Annotated in this window: 23 protein-coding genes and 1 riboswitch; of the genes, 13 read left to right on the forward strand and 10 right to left on the reverse strand. The window is 66.5% G+C overall.

Annotation, left to right across the window (positions count from 1 at the left end):
- From DBR22_RS24350 to DBR22_RS06745, 3 genes are all read left to right on the forward strand, one after another.
- Positions 1–520, forward strand: a 520-nt coding sequence (locus DBR22_RS24350) for an aminotransferase class IV (RefSeq protein ID WP_258229065.1), incomplete at its 5' end; no start/stop codon positions are given.
- 443 nt (positions 521–963) lie between these two features.
- Positions 964–2,007, forward strand: a complete 1,044-nt coding sequence (locus DBR22_RS06740; RefSeq protein WP_108598368.1) for an NAD(P)-dependent alcohol dehydrogenase — start codon at positions 964–966, stop codon at positions 2,005–2,007.
- 138 nt (positions 2,008–2,145) lie between these two features.
- Positions 2,146–2,631, forward strand: coding sequence for an NUDIX domain-containing protein (locus tag DBR22_RS06745; RefSeq protein WP_108598369.1), 486 nt, complete (start codon positions 2,146–2,148; stop codon positions 2,629–2,631).
- On the opposite strand, the gene DBR22_RS06750 is transcribed toward DBR22_RS06745, so the two are convergent.
- Positions 2,552–4,153 (reverse strand): glycoside hydrolase family 43 protein, encoded by a 1,602-nt coding sequence (locus tag DBR22_RS06750; RefSeq protein WP_258229066.1) that lies wholly within the window; start codon positions 4,151–4,153, stop codon positions 2,552–2,554. The two genes, DBR22_RS06745 and DBR22_RS06750, sit on opposite strands and share 80 nt — an antisense overlap.
- 203 nt (positions 4,154–4,356) lie before the next feature.
- On the opposite strand from DBR22_RS06750, the gene DBR22_RS06755 reads away from it, so the two are divergent.
- Positions 4,357–4,821, forward strand: a complete 465-nt coding sequence (locus DBR22_RS06755) for a pyridoxamine 5'-phosphate oxidase family protein (protein WP_108598370.1) — start codon at positions 4,357–4,359, stop codon at positions 4,819–4,821.
- 82 nt (positions 4,822–4,903) lie between these two features.
- On the opposite strand, the gene DBR22_RS06760 is transcribed toward DBR22_RS06755, so the two are convergent.
- Positions 4,904–5,614 (reverse strand): TetR/AcrR family transcriptional regulator C-terminal domain-containing protein, encoded by a 711-nt coding sequence (locus DBR22_RS06760; RefSeq protein WP_108598371.1) that lies wholly within the window; start codon positions 5,612–5,614, stop codon positions 4,904–4,906.
- A 222-nt stretch (positions 5,615–5,836) separates the two neighbouring features.
- On the opposite strand from DBR22_RS06760, the gene DBR22_RS06765 reads away from it, so the two are divergent.
- The 3 genes from DBR22_RS06765 to DBR22_RS06775 all read left to right on the forward strand — a co-directional run bounded on the left by DBR22_RS06765 (position 5,837) and on the right by DBR22_RS06775 (position 8,196).
- Entirely contained in the window at positions 5,837–6,091 is a 255-nt protein-coding gene (locus DBR22_RS06765; RefSeq protein WP_108598372.1) for a hypothetical protein, read from the forward strand.
- Between the two features lie 240 nt (positions 6,092–6,331).
- Positions 6,332–6,907 carry a GNAT family N-acetyltransferase gene (locus DBR22_RS06770; RefSeq protein WP_258229067.1) on the forward strand — a complete coding sequence of 192 codons (576 nt, stop codon included), beginning with the start codon at positions 6,332–6,334 and terminating at the stop codon, positions 6,905–6,907.
- A 92-nt stretch (positions 6,908–6,999) separates the two neighbouring features.
- Entirely contained in the window at positions 7,000–8,196 is a 1,197-nt protein-coding gene (locus DBR22_RS06775; RefSeq protein WP_108598373.1) for an acetyl-CoA C-acyltransferase, read from the forward strand.
- A 50-nt stretch (positions 8,197–8,246) separates the two neighbouring features.
- On the opposite strand, the gene opgC is transcribed toward DBR22_RS06775, so the two are convergent.
- Entirely contained in the window at positions 8,247–10,724 is a 2,478-nt protein-coding gene (gene opgC, locus DBR22_RS06780; RefSeq protein ID WP_108598374.1) for an OpgC domain-containing protein, read from the reverse strand.
- A 130-nt stretch (positions 10,725–10,854) separates the two neighbouring features.
- Complete coding sequence (locus DBR22_RS06785; RefSeq protein WP_258229068.1) at positions 10,855–11,319, reverse strand: hypothetical protein; 465 nt, start codon at positions 11,317–11,319, stop codon at positions 10,855–10,857.
- A gap of 179 nt (positions 11,320–11,498) precedes the next feature.
- A riboswitch (SAM riboswitch) is annotated at positions 11,499–11,614 on the forward strand.
- Positions 11,615–11,627: 13 nt separating this feature from the next.
- Between DBR22_RS06785 and DBR22_RS06790 the strand changes: the two genes are divergently transcribed.
- The 3 genes from DBR22_RS06790 to DBR22_RS06800 are packed head-to-tail and all read left to right on the forward strand — an operon-like array spanning position 11,628 to position 13,501.
- On the forward strand, positions 11,628–11,885 hold the full coding sequence (locus tag DBR22_RS06790; RefSeq protein WP_108598375.1) for a DUF1737 domain-containing protein: 258 nt from the start codon (positions 11,628–11,630) through the stop codon (positions 11,883–11,885).
- Positions 11,882–12,292: a rhodanese-like domain-containing protein gene (locus DBR22_RS06795; RefSeq protein WP_108598376.1), complete on the forward strand. Its 411-nt coding sequence runs from the start codon at positions 11,882–11,884 to the stop codon at positions 12,290–12,292. Before DBR22_RS06790 ends, DBR22_RS06795 begins: the two co-directional genes overlap by 4 nt.
- The gene (locus DBR22_RS06800) at positions 12,293–13,501 is read left to right on the forward strand and encodes an O-succinylhomoserine sulfhydrylase (protein WP_108598377.1); all 1,209 of its coding nucleotides are present in this window, start codon (positions 12,293–12,295) and stop codon (positions 13,499–13,501) included.
- Positions 13,502–13,574: 73 nt separating this feature from the next.
- On the opposite strand, the gene DBR22_RS06805 is transcribed toward DBR22_RS06800, so the two are convergent.
- The 3 genes from DBR22_RS06805 to DBR22_RS06815 all read right to left on the reverse strand — a co-directional run bounded on the left by DBR22_RS06805 (position 13,575) and on the right by DBR22_RS06815 (position 16,144).
- Positions 13,575–14,780, reverse strand: coding sequence for a glycoside hydrolase family 26 protein (locus tag DBR22_RS06805; RefSeq protein ID WP_108598378.1), 1,206 nt, complete (start codon positions 14,778–14,780; stop codon positions 13,575–13,577).
- Positions 14,781–14,880: 100 nt separating this feature from the next.
- Complete coding sequence (locus DBR22_RS06810) at positions 14,881–15,222, reverse strand: DUF1905 domain-containing protein (RefSeq protein WP_181365069.1); 342 nt, start codon at positions 15,220–15,222, stop codon at positions 14,881–14,883.
- Positions 15,223–15,241: 19 nt separating this feature from the next.
- Positions 15,242–16,144, reverse strand: coding sequence for a LysR family transcriptional regulator ArgP (locus DBR22_RS06815; protein ID WP_108598379.1), 903 nt, complete (start codon positions 16,142–16,144; stop codon positions 15,242–15,244).
- Positions 16,145–16,213: 69 nt separating this feature from the next.
- On the opposite strand from DBR22_RS06815, the gene DBR22_RS06820 reads away from it, so the two are divergent.
- Together DBR22_RS06820 and DBR22_RS06825 are read left to right on the forward strand one after the other, a co-directional pair.
- Positions 16,214–16,837, forward strand: a complete 624-nt coding sequence (locus DBR22_RS06820) for a LysE/ArgO family amino acid transporter (RefSeq protein ID WP_108598380.1) — start codon at positions 16,214–16,216, stop codon at positions 16,835–16,837.
- Between the two features lie 48 nt (positions 16,838–16,885).
- Positions 16,886–17,608 carry a hypothetical protein gene (locus DBR22_RS06825; protein ID WP_258229069.1) on the forward strand — a complete coding sequence of 241 codons (723 nt, stop codon included), beginning with the start codon at positions 16,886–16,888 and terminating at the stop codon, positions 17,606–17,608.
- On the opposite strand, the gene DBR22_RS06830 is transcribed toward DBR22_RS06825, so the two are convergent.
- A complete protein-coding gene (locus DBR22_RS06830; protein ID WP_108598381.1) occupies positions 17,599–18,828 on the reverse strand; it encodes a glutamate--cysteine ligase 2 in 1,230 nt (409 codons plus the stop codon). The two genes, DBR22_RS06825 and DBR22_RS06830, sit on opposite strands and share 10 nt — an antisense overlap.
- A 61-nt stretch (positions 18,829–18,889) precedes the next feature.
- A complete protein-coding gene (locus tag DBR22_RS06835; RefSeq protein ID WP_108598382.1) occupies positions 18,890–20,413 on the reverse strand; it encodes a UDP-N-acetylglucosamine 1-carboxyvinyltransferase in 1,524 nt (507 codons plus the stop codon).
- A gap of 230 nt (positions 20,414–20,643) precedes the next feature.
- On the opposite strand from DBR22_RS06835, the gene DBR22_RS06840 reads away from it, so the two are divergent.
- Positions 20,644–21,507 (forward strand): hypothetical protein, encoded by an 864-nt coding sequence (locus tag DBR22_RS06840; RefSeq protein ID WP_375134919.1) that lies wholly within the window; start codon positions 20,644–20,646, stop codon positions 21,505–21,507.
- Between the two features lie 30 nt (positions 21,508–21,537).
- On the opposite strand, the gene DBR22_RS06845 is transcribed toward DBR22_RS06840, so the two are convergent.
- Positions 21,538–22,332, reverse strand: coding sequence for an energy-coupling factor transporter transmembrane component T family protein (locus DBR22_RS06845; RefSeq protein ID WP_108598383.1), 795 nt, complete (start codon positions 22,330–22,332; stop codon positions 21,538–21,540).
- Positions 22,333–22,362: the final 30 nt, after the last annotated feature.

Consider the following 22,362-nt stretch of genomic DNA (forward strand, 5'->3'; position numbering starts at 1 on the left):
CATCGACGTCATCCTGTTGGACCGCGGCTACGACAGCGACGTCGCCGAACGCGCGCCGTGGCTGTTGCTCGGCGCCAAAACGCTCTCCTACGCGGTGAACATGGCGGCCCTCCGCCACGCCCGCAAGCAGGGCGCAGACGACGTCATCTTCACTTCCTCGGACGGCCGGGTCCTGGAGGGCCCCACCTCCACCGTTCTGCTGGCCCACCTGGAGACAACCGGCGACGGCGAAGGCGGTACGCGCATCATCCGCCGCCTCATCACGCCGCAGCTGGACAGCGGCATCCTCCCCGGAACCTCCCAGGGAGCGCTGTTCACAGCCGCCAAAGCTGCCGGCTGGGAACTCGGCTACGGTCCGCTGGAACCGCAGGACCTGCTCGACGCCGATGCAGTGTGGCTGATTTCCAGCATCAGGCTGCTCGCACCGGTCAACCACATCGACGGCAAGGAAATCGGAACCCCGGCCCTGCAGAAACAGCTGACTGCCGAACTCAACGCCCTGTACGCCGGGATTCAGTAGCACCGTCCCGGGTTTCAGCGCTTCCGGGGCGGCAGCGCTTCCTGGCCGGCAGTGCCGTTGGGAGGCACTGCCAGTACCGGTATCAGCAGGGACTCCCTCAGTGGCCGCCGATGCTGTTTGCTGGAGAGCAAGCCAGGGAGAGGAACCACGATTCGAACGACGGCGGGCGCCCTTGGTAGGCTGGATACTGCCCAGTACGCGGATGTGCCCATGGGTTTGGCACCGTAACGGGATTCCGGCAGCTTGATGTTCACCATCGGCAGTCCGGGCGGCGAGGCCCCCGGCCCGTACTCCGCCCCTTGCACTCCGCCACTGCCCCTTGTACTCCGCCATTGACGGCACGCCCGGGAAACTGCGGCTGACCGTGTCAGCTCCACCTGATCGGGTCCTGAATCCTCTCCCCGCACCGACTGAATCATTCGAACAATCAACACTGGAGAAGAATGCTTACCGTAAACGCTTACGCTGCACCGTCCGCAACCGGGGATCTCGTTCCCACCACGATCGAACGCCGGGACGTCGGACCCCATGACGTGCTCATCGACATCAAGTTCGCCGGCATCTGCCATTCCGACATCCACACTGTCCGCGGCGACTGGGGACCCCAGAGCTACCCGCTGGCCCCCGGCCACGAAATAGCCGGCATCGTCACCGAGGTGGGTACCGACGTGACCAAACACAAGGTGGGCGACCGTGTGGGCGTCGGCTGCATGGTCAACTCCTGCCGTGAATGCGCCAACTGTGTCAAGGGCCAAGAGCAGTACTGCCTGGCCGGAAACGTGGGCACCTACGGCGCAGTGGACCGCGACGGCACCATCACCCAGGGCGGATACTCCACCCACGTCGTCGTGACAGAGGACTTCGTGGTGCGGATCCCCGAAGGCATCGAGCTCGACGCCGCCGCTCCCCTCCTGTGCGCAGGCATCACCACATACTCCCCCTTGCGGCACTGGGGTGCCGGCCCCGGCAAGAAGGTCGCCGTCGTCGGACTCGGCGGACTCGGCCACATGGCCGTCAAGCTCGCCCACGCCATGGGCGCCGAGGTCACGGTCCTCTCCCAGTCGCTGAAGAAGCAGGAGGACGGCCTCCGCCTGGGCGCCGACCACTACTTCGCAACCAGCGACGAGAACACCTTCACCGATCTGGCCGGCAGCTTCGACCTGATCATCAACACCGTCAGCGCGTCGATCGACATCAGCTCCTACCTGCAGCTGCTGACCCTTGACGGCGCCCTGGTGAACGTCGGTGCACCGGCGGAACCGCTCCCGGTCAACGCGTTCGCCCTCATCATGGGCCGCCGGTCCTTCGCCGGTTCAATGATCGGCGGCATCCGCGAAACCCAGGAGATGCTGGACTTCTGCGCCCAGCACGGGATCGGGTCCGAGATCGAGGTCATCCCGGCCGGCAAGATCAACGACGCCTATGAGCGGGTCCTCGCCTCGGACGTGCGCTACCGCTTCGTGATCGACACCGCGACCCTGAGCTGATCCTTGGGCTGACCCTATGAGCTGACGCTCAAGCGGCCAATCTCAAGCGGCCAATAAGGAGGCGGGCACCGGCCAGGTGCCCGCCTCCTTTGCTGGCCCTTTCCTGGCCAGGTATAGCCTTGGCGGGGAGGAACAGAAATGGCAGTTCGAAGTGCAGGAATCCTGTTGTACCGGCGCGGCCCGGCAACCGGGCTTGAAGTCTGGATAGCCCATATGGGCGGACCGTTCTGGGCGCGCAAGCCGACCCAGTCGTGGTCAATCCCCAAAGGCGAATACGGGGCAGGGGAAGATCCGCTGCTGGCCGCTTTGCGGGAGTTTACGGAGGAAATCGGTACACCCCCGCCGCCCGTGGACTACCTGCCGCTGGGCGGGTTCCGGCAGCCGTCAGGGAAAATCATCACCGTGTTCGCAGCGGAGTCTGATTTCCGGCCCGAACAGATAGTGAGCAACACTTTTCCGCTGGAATGGCCCAGGGGATCAGGCAGGATCCAGGAGTTCCCGGAGGTGGACGACGCCCGGTGGGTTGCCGAACCCGACGCCCGGATCAAACTGGTGAAGGGCCAGCTTCCGGTTCTGGATGCCCTCCTGAAGCATCTGGGTAACTGGTCCGGGCCTGCGGACTGACTGCTGAATACTCGAAGCGTTCCAGCACGGCGCTGCCGCCACTGGCTGATACTCCAATGACCCGGCCGGTGAATCCGCCGGCCACCTCCGTGGACAGATAGCGGCCGTCGAGCCGGGCCAGCACCGTCAGCTTCCCGTCCGCACGGAACCCCAGCGACACTTCATCCGGCCCGACGTTCTTCCCGGGCTGGCCTGCCGACGGTGCCTCGGCGCAGGCGATCTCCAACTCCAGGGGCGAACCGCCCAGGCGGCGTTCCGCCGTCGCGATTTCCTGCTGCAGCGGGCCAATCCGTGCCAGCGCCCGCACGGTGCCACCGTCAGCCTGGACGGCGTACCAATGCGACCCGTCGATCCTGAGCACCAGTTCAGCGGCTCCTTCCACCGGCCTGAGAGTGGCGCGCGCTACCCACGTTTCATCGCGCACCCGGGTGGCGAGCAGCGGCACGGTCCCTGCCGCACCGTCTTCACCCTCGCCGGCGAGGTGGCGGCCTGAACCGGGGGCAGGCCGGCTGAACGACGCCGGATCGTTGCCCGGCGAAACCCATCTCAGGTGCAGCGCAGCGGACGAAAAGTCATCCGTGAAGGACGTGTCCGGCGCCGGGATACGAAAGCGTTCCTCCTCGAAGCGGGGCCAGCCGTCCTCCCAGTCAATGCCGGCAAGGAACGTCTCCCGGCCGAGCACGTGATAGCCGGGGCTGGAGCCGCGGACCCGCACGCCCAGGTGGACTGCCGCCCAGCCGCCGTCGGGACCCTGGACAAGGTCCGCGTGACCCACGTTCTGAACGGGGGTTCCGAGGCTGCGGTGGCTGAAGACGGGGTTGTCAGGGTGCGGTTCGAATGGCCCGGTGGGGGACGTGCTCCGGCTGATGGACACTGAGTGGCCCCGCTCAGTGCCGCCTTCGGCGATCATCAGGTACCACCAGCCACCCGTCCGGTAAAGGTGCGGACCCTCCGGGTGCGCCAGGCCCGATCCCTGCCAGAGTTTTCGGGGGCTTTCCAGCAGCCTGCCCTCCTCCGGATCCAGCCGGGCCTGGACCACGCCCGAGCCGCCTGCGCCGGGGCCAAAACCCAGCCAGGTGAGGTAGCAGTTTCCCTCGTCGTCCCACGCAATGTCCGGATCGATGCCCGGTGTGCCCGCAATCGGAACCGGTTCGCTCCATGGCCCGGCGGGATCGGCGGCATGGAACAGCAGGTGCCCGCCGCCGAAATCGCTCATGTTGGTGGTCACGAACCAGAACTGTCCGTTGTGGTGGCGGAGCGTGGACCCGAAAATGCCGCCCGACCTGCGCCTGTCCCCGGCCACGAACTGGCTCCGGCGGGTCAGGATGTTTCCGATCTGCTCCCACTGGACCAGATCGCGGCTGTGGAAGATCGGCGCCCCGGGAAAGTACTCAAAGCTCGAAGTCGCCAGATAGAAATCGTCCCCAACACGGCAGATGGTGGGGTCCGGGAAGAAACCGGGGATGACGGGTGTCAGGGAGCCCGGCGTGAGGCCGCTGCTCCCGGGGTTGCTGTCTGTCACTGAGCTACTTCTGCCCTCCGCCGGGGGCCTGGGGGAACCACCAGGCCAGGAGACTTCACCGTAACTGCCCGCGCAGGTGCGAAAGGGGCCTGGTTCCAATGGCTGAAACGACGAAAGCCGGCCGGGAGAATTTGGCCGCGGAATGTGGCCAAGTGCTGGTCAGGCCCTGTTGGGCCGGGAGCCCGGGCCGTAAGGTGTGGTGCATGAACTCGCACACGGAGCCGAACATCAACCTGACGTTTGACGAATGCTGGGAACTGCTCGCCAACGACGCCGTGGGCCGCCTGGCCCTGGTCGTTGACGGCCACCCCGAGATCTTTCCGGTGAACTATGCCCTGGACCGCAGGAGCATCGTCTTCCGGACCTCCGCCGGCACCAAACTGTGGGTGGCCTCATCCGAGCGGCCTGCGGCCCTGGAAATCGACGGCTACGACCCACACACCGAGGAAGCCTGGAGTGTTGTGGTGCGGGGCGACACGGCGCTGATCGAGGACCAGGCTGAAAAGGATGCCGTTGATGCCCTCAGCCTGGAGCCCTGGCAGCCGGGAAGCAAGGAGCACTACATCCGGCTGAACGCCCGGGCCCTGACCGGGCGCCGCTTTAAGGTCAATAAGCCCGATGTGTGGAACACCAGGCTTTCGGACCGGCGCCGGGCGTCGTTCGAGTAGCACCAGTCCATAACGCCATGCACCGCAGGCAGCTCGCGCGCCTGCGGAGGGCCGGGCCGGCGGAGGGTCGGTCGGTGGCGGATCAGTCGGTGGCGGACGGCACCGACTGCGTGAGGCTGGATTCCAGGCCGCAAAGCAGGATGGTCAATCCCTGGTCCAGCTCTGCCGCGCCGTCGTAGTCGGCAAGGACAGGTGCAAGGGCCCGGAGCCTGGGGAAGTCCTTGGCCGGCAGCCTGTGCAGGCCGAGCCGGAGCAGGACCTCGTTTTCCTCCGGATCCACAATGAACTCCTGGAGCTCATTGAGGATATGCCCGTACAGGAAGCCGTAGTAGGCGCGGTAAACGTGCAACGCATCCGTTGGTTCGAACCCGGCGTCGACCAGAAGCGAGAGGATCTGTTCCAGCGGCCGCAGGGTTCCCAGCGGCCGCAGCCCAAGCGGCGTTGACAGCGGCCTGGTCACGAGCAGCGGGACGACGTTGGGGTGCCGCAGGGCCAGGAGCCGCAGATCGTGGGCGATCCTGCGCAGCTGAGCCTTCCAGTCCGGGTCGTGGGGGAAGATCTCAAGCTCGTTGAAGACCAGCTCTGAGACACCGTCCAGCAACGCTGCCCGGTTTTCGGCGTACCGGTAGAGGCTCATGGGATCGCAGTTCAGCTCCTGCCCCAGCCGCCGCATGGTCAGTGCATCGAGGCCCTCGGTGTCCACCAGGTCCAGCGCGCCTGCCAGCACAATTTCCTTACTCAGCCGGAGCTTCTGAGCGGAAGCCTCGGTTACGGGATCCTTCGGGGAAGCCATGGAAATTCCGTCCTGTGTAGGTGTTGCCTACATGGCCAGCAAATAATAAAGACGCTTGCTGAATCTGTAGTCTACGGCTACAGTCTACATTGTAGGGAACCTGCTGAAAACAGTTTCCCCGTCACCCGTATCGACACCCCGGACTCCCAGTGCAAGGCGTTCAGGCACGGCTGCTGTAGCCGAACGGCAGCCACAAAATGCACCTCGCGGAAGAGAGCCTCCATGGCACATTCCCAGTACGACACATTCCTTTCCGAAGCCACCTCTTGCGACACCGAATTTGAAGTCACCCTCGACAAAGACCCCCTCTACGGCCTCTACACCAGCTGGTGCCACATCAACCAACGCCCGATCCGTAACGAAACCGCCTTCTGGGCAGCCATGAAGGACCGCATCCGCCCCGAGCGGAACGGCCTGCGCATGAAGGGTCCGGCCGCTGCCGACTACATCCTGACCAGCTACCCGGGCCTGGTCTAGCCAATGAACACCCCAGCCTGTTCATACCTTCCCCGGGGCGCCCTGCAGCCCCGGGGAAGTCTTCCGTGGTGCGCGGATTGCGACACGGACCAGCACCTGAGTGTCGGATCCGTAGTGGTACTTGACGCCCGCAAGGACACCTTGGCTGCTGACATCAACTGCAGCCGATGCCAGGGCTCAAGGGTCCTGGCAACCACGGCAGCTTTCGTGGCAGCCCTTCTCGCCCGGACGTAGGCAGCAGTGGCCCAGGAAAGCCTCACGCCTTCGGATCTGACGGTGCCGCTGGTCCCGGGAGTCTGGATCCGGCTGCTCCGCCGCACCGACGCCGCCGGCATGAGCCAGGCATACAGCCGGAACCGCGATCACCTGGCACCGTGGGAGCCCGCGCGCGATGAGGCGTTCTTTTCGCCAGGCCACCAACTGAACATCATCCAGGCCAAACTCGCCCAGCTTTCGGTGGGCCAGGAAATTCCGTGGGTACTGGTGGACGGCGCCGAGTCCGCGAAAATCGTCGGCGCCGTGACGCTGACCGGGATCGTCCGCGGCCCGTTCCTCAATGCCAACCTCGGGTATTGGGTGGATGCCGGTTTGGGCCGCCAGGGCATCGGTTCGGCGGCCGTCAGGTTTGCCGCCAACCAGGCCCGGGAAAGCCTGGGGCTGCACCGGGTTCAGGCTGCCACACTGCTCCACAACGAGCCCTCACGCAGGATCCTCCGGAGCACCGGATTCCAGGAAATCGGGGTTGCCCCGGAGTACCTGAAGATCGCCGGCCGCTGGCAGGACCACCTGCTGCACCAGCTGATCCTTGACGCCTGAAGCAGCGCTGATGCGGGACCGCCAATGGACCGCCGGATTTCGCCTAAGCTGGCCCTGAGACCTCCTGGATCCGCAGCATGGAAAGGCACACCATGGGCAACGACGCTCACATTCCCGTCATCCTCGGCGGCGCCCGCACCCCCTTCGGCCGGTTCCGCGGCGGGTTGTCCTCCCTCACCTCCAGCCAGCTGGGTGCCCACGCCATCCGGAACGCCCTGGAGCGCTCGGGGGTGGCGCCGGAGCTGATCCAGGCCGTGATTGTGGGGCAGGTGATCCAGGCCGGCGCAGGCCAGGGGCCTGCCCGGCAGGCAAGTCTCGCCGCCGGTATCGGCTGGGATGTGCCCACGGTGACCATCAACAAGCTGTGCCTGTCCGGCCTGACAGCCGTGATTGACGCCGCCCGGATGATCCGCGCGGGTGAGGCAGATTTCATCGTCGCAGCAGGCCAGGAGTCCATGACCAACGCCCCGCACCTGTTGCCCCGGCTCCGCAGCGGCGTGGCGATCGGCGATGCCCCGTTGCTGGATTCCCTGAATTTTGACGGCCTCCAGGATCCTGTTTCCGGTGAACTGATGGGGTCCGCCACCGACGCCCGGAACGCCCAACTCGGCATCAGCCGGCAGGACCAGGACACTGTTGCAGCCCGTTCGCACCAACGTGCCGAGGCTGCCAGGGAGGCCGGCATCCTGGCGGCGGAGATCGCCCCGGTGGAGGTGCCGCAACGCCGCGGACCCGCCGTCGTCATTGATGCTGATGAAGGGATCCGTGCCGGCACCACCGCTGAGGGCCTGGCGGCGCTGAAGCCCGCGTTCTCCAAAGACCCGTCAGCCACCATCACTGCCGGTTCCTCGTCTCCACTGTCCGACGGCGCCGCTGCCGTGGTGGTGGCCAGCAAGGCTGCGGCGGAAGCGGCCGGCCTCGCGTGGATTGCGGAGATCGGCAGCCACGGTCAAACCGCGGGGCCGGACGGCTCCCTGCACTCCCAGCCGTCCCGCGCCATCGAGCGGGCGCTGAAACTGGAGGGCCTGGGCGTCGATGACCTGGACCTCATTGAGATCAACGAAGCGTTCGCGTCGGTGGTGCTCCAGTCGGCCAAGGACCTCGGGATCGACGCCGGAAAGATCAATGCCGACGGCGGTGCCATCGCCTTGGGCCACCCAGTGGGCGCTTCCGGGGCCCGCCTCGTGCTGCACCAGGCACTCGCACTGAAACGGCGCGGAGGCGGGACCGGTGTGGTGGCATTGTGCGGCGGCGGCGGCCAGGGCGATGCCCTGATTCTCAAAGCCTGAGCGTTTTCAGAGCCTGAGCATTCTTAGAGCCTGAGGCCTGCCCGCTGGCGTCAGGTCGGGATAATGCGGAACAGGAAACGCTTCCGCACCATGATCCACAGCAGCCCGAGGATCACAGCGTAGGCGGCGGTGTTGATGAGCACATCCCCCTGGCGCAGCACGGGGATGTTGGCGATCACCGCGATGAGGACCACGTGAACGACGAACACGTAGAGCGTTGCCCGGCCCAGCGGGATGAGGAACCAGCCCAGGGCACGCTCCATGGGCTTCCAGTAGGCGGTGAGAAACGCGTACGAGGCGACCACCAGGACCAGGACATTGAGCAGGCGTCCGGGGGCAAGGTAGGTCCGCGCAAACCAGGAATCGTACATGGCCCGGTAGGCGCTGTCCGGAATGACGGCCAACCGGAGGTCAAAGCCATTGGCCAGGTACGGATTGCCCCAGGACAGGAACGCGAAAACGGCTGCACCTGCAGTACAGACCACTACTGCCCAGGGGTTCGCCGTCAGCCACGCCACCACTTTCCGCCGGTGGAACCCCGCCACCAGGCCGATCACGAACAGTACCTGCCACACCAGCAGGGGAAACGAGTCCTCGAACTGGGAAGGCAGCAGGCGGAAGCGGGTGGTTGCGCCCAGCGCATAGATGCCGAGCGTTGCCCCGAGCACCCACCAGGCTTTGCCGCGGTTGAGCGCAGCCAGAATCAAAGGGCTGGCCAGCAGCAGGATGACATACAGGCCCATCACATTGAACTGCCACGGCCCGAACTGCAGGAGCAGAATGGCGGGAAGAAGCTGCGGCGGCACCGGAAACTGGAAGAGCGCTTCCATGCCGGCATACAGATCGTAGGCCCGCCCGGCAGAGTCATGCCCGGCACCGCCGGTCCCCTGGTCGGTGTACGACGTGAGGGAATCGGTCTGGAAAATCGGCGACAGCGAGATCAGGAAGATGCCCAGCAGCACCACCAGGGCCGTGACATAGAGCTTTCCGGCCCGGCGCGCCGTCAGGTCCACTACCGTGCCGAAGTCGTCCTTGACCCGCGGCCCGTAGACCATGCCTACAACCAGCCCGGAGAACAGTACAAAGAGCTCGGCGCCGGAGACAAAGCCCACCGCCTCCTGCGTCAGCAACTGGAAGAGGGACGTCATCCCCAGGTGGTTCACCACTACAAACACGATGGCCAGGCCGCGCAGCAGGTCCACCCGGGAGTCCCGCTTCGAAGGATCGGTGTAGCCCCACGCCCCTACCGCAGCGACTCTGCGGGGGATCTGCCACAGCGCCACGAGCAGGATGAGCAGGGCCGCTCCAACACTCCAGGCGGCGGCACCGGTCAGGGTATTGGCCTCGGAGTAAGCCTGCCCGGCCTGGATGTCGGTGACCGGTCCGGTGACCAGGCCTGAGGCATCGAGCCGGGCCCGCGCTGCTGCCGCCACGTCAGCGTTCCCGGTGATGGTCCAGTCAATGCTGGCAACACCGGTGTCCCGGGTGCTGACCCGCTCGTCCCAGACAACGGCCGCCGTCCTGCTGAAGCGCTCAGACGTGGCCACGTCAAGAGCCTGGTCCCACCAGGCGCCCTTGATCCCGGCTTCCCCGGCGCCGCCGGTGGACGGGCTATAAAAGGCGGCCGTCTGCAGGAGGAACGGCTTGTCCCGCTGCTCAACGTAGCTGGCGTAGAAGTCCTCGTTTCCGGAGCCGGCCAGCATCCCCGCCAGCTCCCCGGACGCAGGCACGGTGTTGACAGCGGCCTTCCCGGCAGTGTCATCGTGGTAAGCCGAAAGACCCACCCATTCGACGGCGTCGTCCCCGGGATAGTAGGGCGCATACGCGGCGTCCGCGCCGTCCCAGGCGCCGTCGCCGTTGGTGTCCAGCAGGGAAAAGCCCTCGCTGCCGGCGGCAGGGGCGTTGCGGTTCCGTTCGAAGGGGTAGTCCCGCCCAAGGTAGGGCTCCCAGACCATGACCGTGCCGGCGTCGTCCGTTTCCTTGAACTCGGCCGCGACGGCCCGGAAGGCAGAGCGATATGCGGCGGGCTGTTGCCCCCAGTCAACCCAGCTGCCGTTCATGTCCGGGGCAAAACGCACCAGCAGTTGGCCCTGGAACCCCGACGAAATGCCGGCGACTTCAGCTGCGAACGCCTGGGCCGCCGCCGCATCGAGTTGCTCGAGCGGGACGGTGGGCTTGACGGTAAACATGGCATGGGAGCCCACTGCGGCAGCCTGGTCCAGGAACTGCCGGAGGTTGGTCTCTTCTGCGTCGCGGAAAGGGATGGAGATGTCGTGGCCGAAGACCGCGGGGGTAGCCCCCAGCCGTTCAGCAAAGGATTCGGCCGAGTCCTGGCCCCATTCGAGGACAGCGCCCAGCAGGGGTTTGCCCTCCTCCGGAGCCGGTTCGGACCCGGCGGCTGCGGCAGCACCGGCAGGCAGGAGGCTGAACAGGAGGAGCAGCGCCGCGAGGAACGCTGCAGGCAGCGGGCTGCGGAATCCGGGTGCGGCCGACGGCGGCACGCGTCTGAGTACGGTGGCTTTTGGCATGCTGGTGTGGACCCTCCCCCAGGACGGCTTATCAGTGATGGCGGCCAGTGCCCCCAGCGAAGACTCTATCGGTCCCGGCAGGTCCGGGCCGCCGGGCGCGTTCCGGCCGGCCGGTTTGTCATGACCGGCCTTAGCCGGCCAGGATCACCAGCGGCACCAGGCGCTCCGCACACGAGACCCGGACCAGGGCCTGAGGCCCGGACGCCACCCTGTTATTGACTCCGGTGTCGTCGCACCAGTCCACGCCGTAGGGGTAGGCCGACACCCCTGCCTGCCCGGCGGCCATTTCTGCCGGAACAGTGAACACGAAGGTGAAGCCGCCGTCGTCGGTCATGGGGGCCAGTTCCTCCAGCACGTTGACGCCGGCCGCATCCCGGACCGTCACCTGGACCCTGGCGTCCGCACCGTAGCGTGCATCGCACGTGGTGTCCTGCGCGCGGACCGTCACCTCGTCTCCGGGCCGGGCTTCGGCCGGAGAAACCGTGTACGTGGGCGGCATGCAGGGCGGCGGACCTGCAGGGTCCCGGCAACCGGCCAGCCCGGCTACTGCTGCCAGGATCGAAGCGCTGCACAGTGCCGCGGCAGTCAACCGCATGCCGGTTCCCTTCGTGCGTAGCGTCCTCTTGCCTCCCCCGCTGCTGTCCCCCATGGCCTGATTGTCCCGCCCGGACGCTTGCCGGAGAAGCACGCACAGGTTACGGAAATCCGGATTGGTTACGGAACATGACGACGGCGGCGGTGCGGCCGGGTGGACCGGATGTTACGTTTTTGGGGAGTAATGAGAACCGGCGCCAAGCCCTGACTGGCCGGTCGGCAACCCTCCCTTTCGCGGCGGGGTGCCTCAGGTGAATACTCGGCATATCGACCCATTCGAGCTGCAAGCGTGAAAGAAGGAGTTCCGTCGTGTCTGACGCCCCCGCCCCTGAAGAGAAACTGTTGTACCGGCTCATTACGGGACCGGATGACAGGTCCTTCTGTGAACGGATTTCCACCGCCCTGGCCGAAGGGTATGTCCTGCACGGCAGCCCGGCCGCAACGTCCAACGGCGGCCAGGTGATAGTTGCGCAGGCCCTCATCCTCCCGGCAGCCATCGCAAGCGCTGACGCCGCCGTCGCCACCGCTGTGGACGATCTCGATTTCGACGGCGAGGGCCACGCGTGAGCTACGCCGGAGACCTCACCCCCCAGGAAGCCTGGGCCAAGCTGGAACGGGGCGCCATTCTGGTGGACGTCCGCACCGAAGGCGAATGGGCACACATCGGAATCCCGGACACCAAAGCCACGGACAATGATCCCCTGTTCATTCAGTGGACGTTCCCGGGCGGGATCCCCAACCCGGATTTCCTCACCGATCTCACCCAACAGGCACCGGAGGACCCAGCCACCGAGCTCGTGTTCCTCTGCCGTTCGGGCCAGCGGTCCATCGCCGCAGCCATCGCCGCCACGCAGGCCGGCTTTACCTCCTTCAACGTTCTGGAGGGTTTCGAAGGCGAGCCGGACCGCTACGGCGAGCGCACCGTCAACGGCTGGAAGAACCGCGGCCTGCCCACCAACCTGGGAAGCAACTAAGTGACCTTCAACAAAGATGCCGCCGGCTGGAGCCCTGACACCCAGGCGGTCCGCGGCGGACTGGACCGCACCAATTTCCAGGAGACCACCGAGCCGGTGTTCCTGAACTCAGGCTTCGTTTACGAATCCGCAGCCGCAGCCGAGCGCGCCTTCACCGGGGAGGACGAACGATTCGTCTACTCCCGGTACGGCAACCCCTCCGTGGCCACGTTCCAGGAGCGGCTCCGCCTGCTGGAGGGTACGGAAGCCTGCTTTGCGACGGCGTCGGGCATGTCAGCCGTTTTCACCGCCCTGGGTGCATTGCTGGCAGCCGGGGACCGGGTAGTGGCCGCACGCTCACTGTTCGGCTCCTGCTTTGTGATCCTGAACGAAATCCTGCCGCGCTGGGGCGTGGAGACGGTGTTCGTGGACGGCCCTGACCTGGACCAGTGGCGCGAAGCCCTGTCCGAGCCCACCACGGCCGTCTTCTTCGAATCGCCGTCGAACCCGATGCAGGAGATCGTGGACATCGCGGCGGTCAGCGAACTCGCACACGCCGCCGGGGCCACGGTCGTCGTCGACAACGTCTTTGCCACGCCCCTGTTGCAGCGCTGCGGCCAGTTCGGCGCGGATGTGATTGTCTACTCCGGCACCAAGCACATCGACGGCCAGGGCAGGGTCCTGGGCGGGGCCATCCTGGGCACCAGGGAATTCATCGACGGCCCGGTCAAGCAACTGATGCGCCACACGGGACCTGCGCTGTCCGCGTTCAACGCCTGGGTGCTCACCAAGGGCCTGGAAACCATGTCGCTCCGGGTGAACCACTCCTCCGCGTCCGCGCTGCGGCTCGCCGAATGGCTTGAACAGCAGCCGGCCGTCAGCTGGGTCAAGTACCCACTGCTGAAGTCGCATCCCCAGTACGAGCTGGCCGCCAGGCAGATGAAGGCCGGCGGCACCGTCCTCACGCTGGAACTTGCGACGACGGGTGGCCGCTCGGGCAAGGACGCCGCCTTTGCGCTGCTGGATGCCCTGCGGATCATCGACATCTCCAACAACCTCGGCGATGCCAAATCCCTGATCACCCACCCGGCCACCACCACCCACCGTGCCATGGGTCCCGAAGGCCGCGCCGCCATCGGGCTCAGCGACGGCGTGGTGCGGCTTTCGGTTGGCCTGGAGGACGTGGACGATCTCATCGGCGATCTGGAACAGGCGCTCAAGCAGGTCTGACCGGGCGGGATCTGACCCGGCGGGAACTGAGCAGGCAGGATCCGGGCAGGCGTCCTGGCGGCGGACTGCCCCTTTAGCGGCGGGAAGCCAGCGCTGACGAGAGGGCGGACGCTGACGCGGCACTGCTGTTGATCCGCCAGTCGGTCTCCTTGTTCAGGTTGAACCACACGAACCCGGAGACATCAGGCTGTGCCCTCAGGTAGGAGACAAGCGCCGTGTTCCAGTCCGGCTTGCTGCCGCCGGTCTCGGTGCTTGCTGTTTCGGTGATGACAATCTGTTTGCCGGGGGCGATCGTCCGGAGCTCCGCCAGATGGGGACCGAACACGGCTGCGGGCAGTTGCCAGGAACTCCATACCTGGGTTGTTCCCCAGTTGTAGGCGTCCAGGCCCACGGTGTCCACATACGCATCGCCCGGATACAGCCCGGCGGTTTCAACCGATCCGCCTCCGTTGGGCGCCCACACCCAGTTCACATTGGTTGCTCCGGCCGCGCTGACGAGACCGTGCACGTGCCGCCATGCCTGAATGTATTCCCCGGGGCCATTGCCGTTGACCGCTTCAGCCCACGGGTACCAGTTGCCGTTCATTTCGTGGGCAAACCGCAGCATCATCGGCTTGCCCCAGGATGCAAGCGCGGCTGCCCACTGGCTGATGTACGGGTCGAAGTCTCCTGCGGTGATGCGTGCCAGGGCATAGCCCGGCTGGGTTACGCCGGCGCCGGCGATCCACGGTTCCCAGGTGACCAGCGGCATCGCGCCGCGCTGCACCACCGATTCCAGCTCGGAAACCGGCGGGGCCTGCCGGAAGTCCTTGTAGGACAGGACGATACCCGGGCTTTCCCCCACGAGTGCCGCCACAGCATCAAGCTCAGCAGTGGCCGCGGCTCCCCCTGGGGTGGCGACGCCGAACCGAAGGAACGCCCCGCTGACAGGCGGCACACCGGCCAGGACGCTGAACGTTGTGGTGACAGACGTCTTGCCGGCAGCCGCCGTCAGTGCCACAGGACCCTGCACAGCTGCCGCTATGGTGGCCACCGCACTGAAGGATCCGCCCTTGCTGGTCTGAAAAGGTACTGGCGCCGCGCCGCCCGTCACGGTGCCCGAGGACGATCGCGGAAACCCTGATCCACTGAGCGTCACGCTGCTGCCGGGCGGACCGGCTGAGGGTGTGAGGGTGACGGCCGGGGCCGGGGCTGCCGTGGCTGCGGTTGCCCCCACGCCGACGCTGACAGCGGCCAGCCCCATTCCCAGCAGCGCGCTGCGTCGCGTCGGATGTTCCATGCATCGTCCCCCTTGTATGCGATGCGTACCTCGACGCGCCGTTGGCCAATACTATTCAGCGGCCAAGGCAAAGGGAATGGTTCGGGCAGGGCGAATCGTGCTACCCGTCACCAAGGACGGTGAGGCGGACCTCCACCTCATCCCCGGCGCTGACGTGGGCGGCAGCTCTGACGGTCTTCTTCACCGGGAGCAGGAACGAGCCGCTGGCGCTGTCAGGAAAGACCGAGGTCTGCCAGGTGTGTCCGGAGATTTCCGCCGTGACTTTGACCGCTCCGAATGCCTTCCGGAAAGCCGTTCCCTGTTCCCGGAGTTCCTCGGCAACGTCCGGTGGCACCGTCAGGAAGTGCCATCCGGCCTCGCCGGGATAGAGCCACAGTTCGGCCCGGAACGAATACGACGACGTCACGGCCGCCAGTATCGCATGCCGCCTGCGCGGACGCATCCCTCCTCGTGGGCGACGGTCAGGATCCGGGCTCGCGGAGGTGCCTGGCCGCCGTCTCACGGACCGCGGCGGACAGCTGGTTCAACAGGGGTGAGTCGATTTTCCAGCGCTGCCAGTACAAGGAAACGTCAAGCGGATGCTCCGGAGCCAGCTCCACGAGGTCCCCGCTCCGAAGGTCTGCCTGGCACTGCTGTTCCGGCAACAGTCCCCATCCCAGTCCCAGCCGGATGGCCTGCGCGAACTCTGCCGAGGACGGAACGTAATGCCGCGGCGCAGCCAGGACCGCGCCTGTCACCGCTGTGAAGAATTCATCCTGCAGGTGGTCCTTGCGGTCAAAGTCCACCACCGGTACCAGGCTGCCGGCGGCAAGTTCCGGGCCGGCAGGCCACCAATGGCTGATGTACCCGGGACTGGCCACGGCCCGGTATCTCAGGGCACCCAGCGGTTCCACGGTGCAGCCCTGTACCGCTTCCGGAGTGGCGGTGACCGCGGCCATCACCAGGCCGGTCCGCAGCAGCTGCGTGGAATGCTGTTCGTCCTCGCGATGAAGCTCAAAGGAGGCGCCGAGGCCCGGGGGCAGGCTTGCCAACGCGGGCAGGAACCACGTGGAGAGGGAGTCGGCGTTCACCACCAGGGGGATGGGCCTGCTCTGTTCGCCGTCGCTGTCCCCGAGCTCCTGCCGGGCATCCCACTCCAGTTGCCTGACCTGCCGGGCGAACCGCAGGACCGCCTCACCCGCCGGAGTGGGCCGGGCGGGGTTGGTCCGCTGCAGCAGGATTTGCCCGGCCGCATCCTCCATCGCCTTGAGCCGCTGGGAGATGGCCGACGGCGTGACGTACAGGGTGCGGGCGGCCGCCTCCAGCGTGCCGCCGTCCACCACAGCCGCAAAGGTCCGGAGCTGCTCCAACTGAAAGGTTTTCATTAGCTTTCCTTAATAGAGCTAAGAATCATTAGCTGGTGTAATTGTAGCCGCCGCCGTAGGTTGGAAAACATGGAATTTTCTGCTCTCGTCCCTGCTGTCGCCCTGGGCTTCGGCACCAGCCTCGCCCTCATCGTGGCGATCGGCAGCCAGAACGCGTTCGTGCTGCGGCAGGGCATCCGCGGTGAGCACGTCGCCGCCGTCGTACTCGTCTGCAGTGTCTCCGATGCGGTGCTCATCGCCGCGGGGATTGCCGGCGTCGGGGCGTTGATGGAGGCGAGTCCTGTGGTGGTGAATGTGGCGCGCTATGCCGGGGCCGCGTTCCTCGTGGGATACGGCGTTCTGGCGGCCCGCCGGGCCATCCGTCCGGGTGCGCTGACGGCCTCCGGCAAAGAACCCGCCCTCCGCGCGGGGGCGGCCATCACTACTGTGCTCGCCCTGACCTGGCTCAACCCGCACGTCTACCTGGACACCGTGCTGCTCCTCGGTTCCGTCGCCAATCAGCAGGTGGAGGAGTTGCGGTGGTGGTTCGGCGGCGGTGCAATGGCGGCCAGCTTCGGGTGGTTCTGCGCCCTGGGTTTCGGAGCCCGGGCTTTGCGTCCGTTCTTTGCGCGGCCGTCCTCGTGGCGCATATTGGACGGCTTCGTGGCCGTTGTCATGCTGGCGCTGGGGGTCCGTCTGGCGTTGGGGGCTTGAGCCCCGCTGTTCATCCCTCCCGCTACCTCCCTGTTGACCGTGGGGCCGGTGCGGCGTAGCTTCGTGGTCACCACCGCGATGCCGCTGGGCCACCGCATCCGCCTGCCCCGGGAGCGCGCCATGACTGGAAGAGAAACACCGCAAGGCCTCAGGCCCTATCGCAGGGCGGGAGCGGTTATCGTCGCCGCAAGCACCTGCTGGGGTATCGGAATTTCCTTCGTGGGGATGGTGCACGCCACCAGGGACCCGGCCGCCAGGCTGGCCATGCTCCAGCGCAGCCGCGGGCCCTGGGTACTGGGCCAGTTCCTTGCAGCCGCGGGCACCATGGCCGTGCCTGTCGGGTTCGTCCGGTTCGCCCAGGCCGTCCGGTCCGGCCCCACGAAGACCCTGGCCACGGGAGCGGCGGCCGCACTCGTTGCCGGCGCCCCTTTGTTTGTCGTGGCCCTCGCGGACCGCGCCACCGACCTCGAAAAGTTCGCCTACCGGCGCGGCGCCAACTGGCCGTTCCTCACCTACTCGGGACTGCATGTGGGCGCGCTGGCTGCCTTGGGTGCGGGGCTGTTGCTTTCGCCGCTCAAGCCTTGGAGCGGCCTGACCTCGGCCGTGGGCGCCCCCGTTTTCGGTGCCATTCTGGCCGGCACGAAGGACATCCCGCCGTTTGTTTTCTATCTGGTGGAAGGGGCGATCGGAGCGCAGCTGATGCGCTACGAAGAGGGGCCAGCTGCGGCCGGCCCCGCCCAGGAGGGCATGTCCCCCGGGAATCAGGACTGACGGACCCTGAGCAGTTCAGGGGCGTCATCCACCTCCGGCACGCCGGAGGTTCCGCGCATGGTGACGCCGACGGCGTAAGACACCACGGTGCCCAGCCCGCCGTCGTCGGGGTCTGACTTTTCCAGGGCGGAGTCCCGCGCCCGGCGCTGCTCAGCCGAGCCGGTGCCCCGGGCAATAATGTCCTCGACACCCTGCCGGGCCAGAGCAAGCTCGCCCTGCTCCTCGAGGACGGGCGCCAGATAGTCCACCAGCGAGCGCACCACATCGACGGCGGGCGCGGGCCGGAAAGTGCCGAAATCCAGCAGTTCGCCATGCAGCCCGCTGCTGCTTGCCTGCCACGCCGCCATCCGGAGCAGCACTGTGGGCACCGGCGCGGGATCGACGCCCTCGCGCCAGTCCCGGCTGGCCGACTCCACCAGGGCCCGCACCAGAACCGCGATCAGGGCGGCGTCCTCCGCGCGGAGGCAGACATCGGCCACCCGGACTTCCACAGTGGGATGGTTCCGGGAGAGGCGGGCATCGAAGTAGAGCATGCCTTCATCCAGCATCACCCCGCTATCCAGCAGGCGCGTCACCACGCGGCGGTAGGCGGAGTAGGTGCCGTAGATGGCGGCGGGCCCGGAGGTTGGCCACCGGTTCCAGGCCTGGGTGCGGTAGCTTTCGAACCCGGTGGGCACCCCGTTCCAGAACGGCGAGTTGGCGCTCAGGGCGGTGAGGACGGCCAGCTTGTCCCGGATCCGGTCCAGGACTGCCACGCCCTCTTCAGGTGATTCGATGTAGGTGTGGACGTGGAAGCCGCAGGTCAGCTGCTCCTGCGCGGTCAGTCCAAAGCGCTCCAGCATGCGCGCGTACCGGGCGTCCGGGGTGGTGTGGCTGGTGGACGCCAGCGGGGACGTTGCCAGCGCAGCTACCCGCGCACCATGTTTCCGAGCGGCCTCGTCCGCGAGGCGCCGTCCTGCCCGGATCTGCGGCAACAGTTCGGCGTACTCCAGGCACGGACGTGTCTGGGTCTCGATCTGTTCCAGCTTGAGCTCGGCACTCAAGCCCATTTCGTCGTCGTCGTAAACGGTTTTGTCCTGGGCACCCAGGACCTGCGGATCCTCCGGGGCATCATCAGCGGCAAGCCGGCGGCCGGACAGCAGGGCATCCGCCAAGGCAAGCGGCTCCCCCGTCTCCGGATCAACGATCAGGAGTTCTTCCTCGACGCCGAATGTTCGCATGCTTATATTGTGCTTCAACCGACGCCCGGTTCGCCGGGTTACCGCCCATCATGACGAAGCACTAGTCCTGGAAGTACTCCACCTTGGCGCCGATGGCGTTGAGCCGCTCGGCCAGATCCTCGTAGCCGCGCTCAATCACGTAGATGTTGCGCAGCTCCGAGACGCCGCGGGCGGCCAGCATGGCAAGCAGCAGGCAGGCTGCCGGGCGGAGGGCCGGCGGGCAGCCCACCTCGGCGGCGCGCCATTTCGTGGGGCCGTTGACGTAGATCCGGTGCGGGTCCAGCAGCTGGACCTGGCCGCCGAGCTTGTTCAGCTCCGTGAGGTAGATGGCCCGGTTCTCATAGACCCAGTCGTGGATCATGGTCTGGCCATGGGCATTGGCAGCGATGACCGCAAAGAACGGAAGGTTGTCGATGTTCAGTCCGGGGAACGGCATGGGGTGGATCTTGTCTTCCGGCGCGCGCAGCTCCGAGGGCTTGGTGGTCACATCGACGAGCCGGGTGCGGCCGTTCCGCGCCATGTACTCCCCGGAAACCTCCAGCTGCTGGCCCATCTGCTCCAGCGTGGCCAGCTCGATCTCCATGAACTCGATGGGCACGCGCCGGATGGTCACTTCGGAGTTGGTGACAATGCCGGCGGTAATGAGGCTCATCGCCTCAATGGGGTCCTCGGACGGGAAATACTCAATGTCGGCGTCGATGAACGGCTGCCCGGTGATCTTCAGGGTGGTGGTGCCCACGCCGTCGATCCTGACCCCCAGCATCTCGAGGTAGAAGCAGAGGTCCTGGACCATGTAATTGGGGCTGGCGTTGCGGATGACGGTAGTGCCGGCACGGTGGGCGGCCGCCATGATGGCGTTCTCCGTGACCGTATCGCCGCGTTCGGACAGGACGAACGAGCGGTCCTGCGTGTCAGGTTTCGGAGCCTGCACGGTGTAGAAGCCGGCAGTGGCTTCGACCGACAGTCCGAACTGGCGCAGCGCCTGCATGTGCGGCTCCACCGAGCGGGTGCCGAGGTCACAGCCGCCGGCATACGGCAGGAGGTACTCCGCGGATTCATCCAGCAGCGGACCCAGGAGCATGAGCACGCTGCGGGTGCGGCGAGCGGCATCAACGTCCATGGCGGCAAGATTGAGTTCGGCCGGCCGGCGCAGCTGGAGGTCGGTGTCATTGAGCCACGTGCATTCGACGCCGATGCTGGTCAGCACCTCGACGATCCGGTTGACCTCTTCGATCCGGGCGAGGCGGCGCAGGACGGTGGTGCCGCGGTTGATCAGGCTGGCGCAGAGGAGCGCCACGCCGGCATTCTTGCTGCTGTTGACGTCCACCGCGCCGGACAGGGTCCGGCCGCCTTCGATCCGCAGGTGCGTCATCTGCGGCCTGCCCACATTGACGATGCTGCGGCCAAAGATGGTTTCGAGCCGTTGGATCATTTTGAGGCTGAGATTCTGCTTGCCCTGCTCCATCCGCGCCACAGCACTTTGGCTGGTTCCCATGGCCGCCGCCAGCTGTCCCTGGGTCCAGCCCTTCTCTGTGCGGGCGTCCCGCAGGGTGGCGGCAATGTGTTCGGCAGCTTCCTGAGTCATAGCTAAAAAATATCACAAATGAGTTATTCGGTACGGGAAATGCCCGCTAGAGGCGAGAATCATCACACATTATCCATCTCATGCGATATCCCTGGGGAACTTTTGCCGCCTTGACCCTGTCCGCCCGGCAGTGGAGACTGAAAATACCGGCGTCGCACGCCCTGCATACCAGCCCCAGGGACTGCGCCAGCGTCAAGGCCCTGCGGCGGCGGCAACAGTGGAGGTCCGCGATGCACGAAAACTCGAGGTACGGGTACTCGATGCATGGACATGCGGCCGCAACTTTCCGTGCCGCGCTGCTCACGGCGCTCTGCCTGCTGCTGGCCGCGTGGGCCCTGGCAATGGCTCCGGCGGCCAGCGCCGCACCGTCACCGGGCGACGGCGCCGAGCAGGCCCTGGGCAACGACATCTCCTGGCCCCAGTGCGGCAAAGCCTTCCCCAAAGCTCCGGCCTTCGGCATCGTGGGTGTGAACAACGGCCTCGCCAACGCCACCAACCCCTGCCTCGCCGAACAGCTCCGCTGGGCTGAGGCCATCAGCGTGAACCCGACAGACCAGCCATCAGTTGCCCTTTACGTCAACACCGCCAACCCGGGCCTTGCCGGCTCATGGTGGCCCGCCAGCAACGATTACCCGGCCGGCCAGACAGTCGCCAACCCCTACGGAACGTGCGAAACCAAGGATGTGGGTGCGGCCTGCGCCTATATGTACGGCTACGCCAAGGCCCATGACAACGCGCAGATCCGCGGCATTGAGCGGCCCGGGGACTACCTCTGGTGGCTGGACGTGGAAACGGACAACAGCTGGTCCACCGACAGGAACTCCAACCGCGCAGTCCTCGAAGGTATGACAACGTTCTATCAAAGCATTGGGGCCGACGTCGGAATCTACTCCTCCGGGTACCAGTGGGGGCTGATCGTGGGGATCGTGGACGAGTCCAGCAACCTCTACGGCCTGCCCAGCTGGCTGGCAGGCGCCCGCACGGCAGCAGGGGCGGAAGCCAACTGCTCAGATGCGCCGCTGACGGCCGGCGGTGACGTAGCCCTGACCCAGTTTGTGTCGCAGGGCTTCGATTACGACTACTCGTGCGAGTAGCTGACCCGCGCGATTAGCTGAGTCGTGCGGTCAGCGCCAGACGAAGTTCCAGGTCCCCAGGCCGGCAGCTGACACGACGGCGGCGGCCGCAATCAGCACGCCGCCCAGTAAAACCCAGACGTCAAGGACCGAGTAGGTGGATTCCCGGGCCCAGGTCCTCTGCGCGCTGCCAAAACCGCGGGCTTCCATGGTGACCGCCAGCCGGGAGGCCCGCCGGATGGCCTGGACCAGCAGCCCGAAGCTCTGGCCCAGTGTTGCGCGCAACCGTTGCAGCGGACTTCCGTGCGAGCCCACGCCGCGGGCCCGCCGCGCCATGCCGATGGTCTGCCATTCCTCAGCCATGAGCCCCACGAGCCGCATCGCCGCCAGGGTGCCGAGCACAAAGCGGTGCGGCAGTTTTGCCTTCTGGGCCAGCGCATCGGCGAGGTCGGTCGGGTCAGTGCAGCTCATCAGCAGGATGGCCGGGAGCGCGATCGCCAGCCCGCGGAGCATAAAGCCTAGCCCCAGCTGCAGCGAACCTTCGCTGATGGACCAGATCCCGGCATCGAGCAGCACGGCGCCGCTGTCCGCCGCAACGATCGCTGTGCTCCAGCCGCCCAGGGCCGCCGCGAGGATCAGCGGCCAGCCCCGCTGCCACAACAGGCCCAAAGTCAGGCCGGCCAAGGGAAAGAGTGCCAACTCGGCCACCAGTGCCGTGGTGGCCGAGACCCAGTCGATGGAAAGGGCCAGCACCAGGGTGATCAGGAAGACCGCCGTGAACTTCACCAGCGGGTTGGCCCGGGTGAGGACGGCGTGGTTGCCGCGCAGGTTCAGTTCGGCCCTCATGAGGCACCGGCTTCCAGGCGGGCCCCGCCG

Source organism: Arthrobacter sp. HMWF013, from assembly GCF_003061105.1.
Taxonomy (GTDB): Bacteria; Actinomycetota; Actinomycetes; order Actinomycetales; family Micrococcaceae; genus Arthrobacter.

Excerpts from the sequence above, each read along its gene's own strand:
- DBR22_RS06740 (WP_108598368.1), top strand. The coding sequence starts at position 964 with ATGCTTACCGTAAACGCTTACGCTGCACCGTCCGCAACCGGGGATCTC.
- DBR22_RS06745 (WP_108598369.1), top strand. The coding sequence starts at position 2,146 with ATGGCAGTTCGAAGTGCAGGAATCCTGTTGTACCGGCGCGGCCCGGCA.
- DBR22_RS06755 (WP_108598370.1), top strand. The coding sequence starts at position 4,357 with ATGAACTCGCACACGGAGCCGAACATCAACCTGACGTTTGACGAATGC.
- DBR22_RS06760 (WP_108598371.1), bottom strand. The coding sequence starts at position 5,614 with ATGGCTTCCCCGAAGGATCCCGTAACCGAGGCTTCCGCTCAGAAGCTC.
- DBR22_RS06765 (WP_108598372.1), top strand. The coding sequence starts at position 5,837 with ATGGCACATTCCCAGTACGACACATTCCTTTCCGAAGCCACCTCTTGC.
- DBR22_RS06775 (WP_108598373.1), top strand. The coding sequence starts at position 7,000 with ATGGGCAACGACGCTCACATTCCCGTCATCCTCGGCGGCGCCCGCACC.
- opgC (WP_108598374.1), bottom strand. The coding sequence starts at position 10,724 with ATGCCAAAAGCCACCGTACTCAGACGCGTGCCGCCGTCGGCCGCACCC.
- DBR22_RS06785 (WP_258229068.1), bottom strand. The coding sequence starts at position 11,319 with ATGCGGTTGACTGCCGCGGCACTGTGCAGCGCTTCGATCCTGGCAGCA.
- DBR22_RS06805 (WP_108598378.1), bottom strand. The coding sequence starts at position 14,780 with ATGGAACATCCGACGCGACGCAGCGCGCTGCTGGGAATGGGGCTGGCC.
- DBR22_RS06810 (WP_181365069.1), bottom strand. The coding sequence starts at position 15,222 with ATGCGTCCGCGCAGGCGGCATGCGATACTGGCGGCCGTGACGTCGTCG.
- DBR22_RS06815 (WP_108598379.1), bottom strand. The coding sequence starts at position 16,144 with ATGAAAACCTTTCAGTTGGAGCAGCTCCGGACCTTTGCGGCTGTGGTG.
- DBR22_RS06820 (WP_108598380.1), top strand. The coding sequence starts at position 16,214 with ATGGAATTTTCTGCTCTCGTCCCTGCTGTCGCCCTGGGCTTCGGCACC.
- DBR22_RS06830 (WP_108598381.1), bottom strand. The coding sequence starts at position 18,828 with ATGCGAACATTCGGCGTCGAGGAAGAACTCCTGATCGTTGATCCGGAG.
- DBR22_RS06835 (WP_108598382.1), bottom strand. The coding sequence starts at position 20,413 with ATGACTCAGGAAGCTGCCGAACACATTGCCGCCACCCTGCGGGACGCC.
- DBR22_RS06840 (WP_375134919.1), top strand. The coding sequence starts at position 20,644 with ATGCACGAAAACTCGAGGTACGGGTACTCGATGCATGGACATGCGGCC.
- DBR22_RS06845 (WP_108598383.1), bottom strand. The coding sequence starts at position 22,332 with ATGAGGGCCGAACTGAACCTGCGCGGCAACCACGCCGTCCTCACCCGG.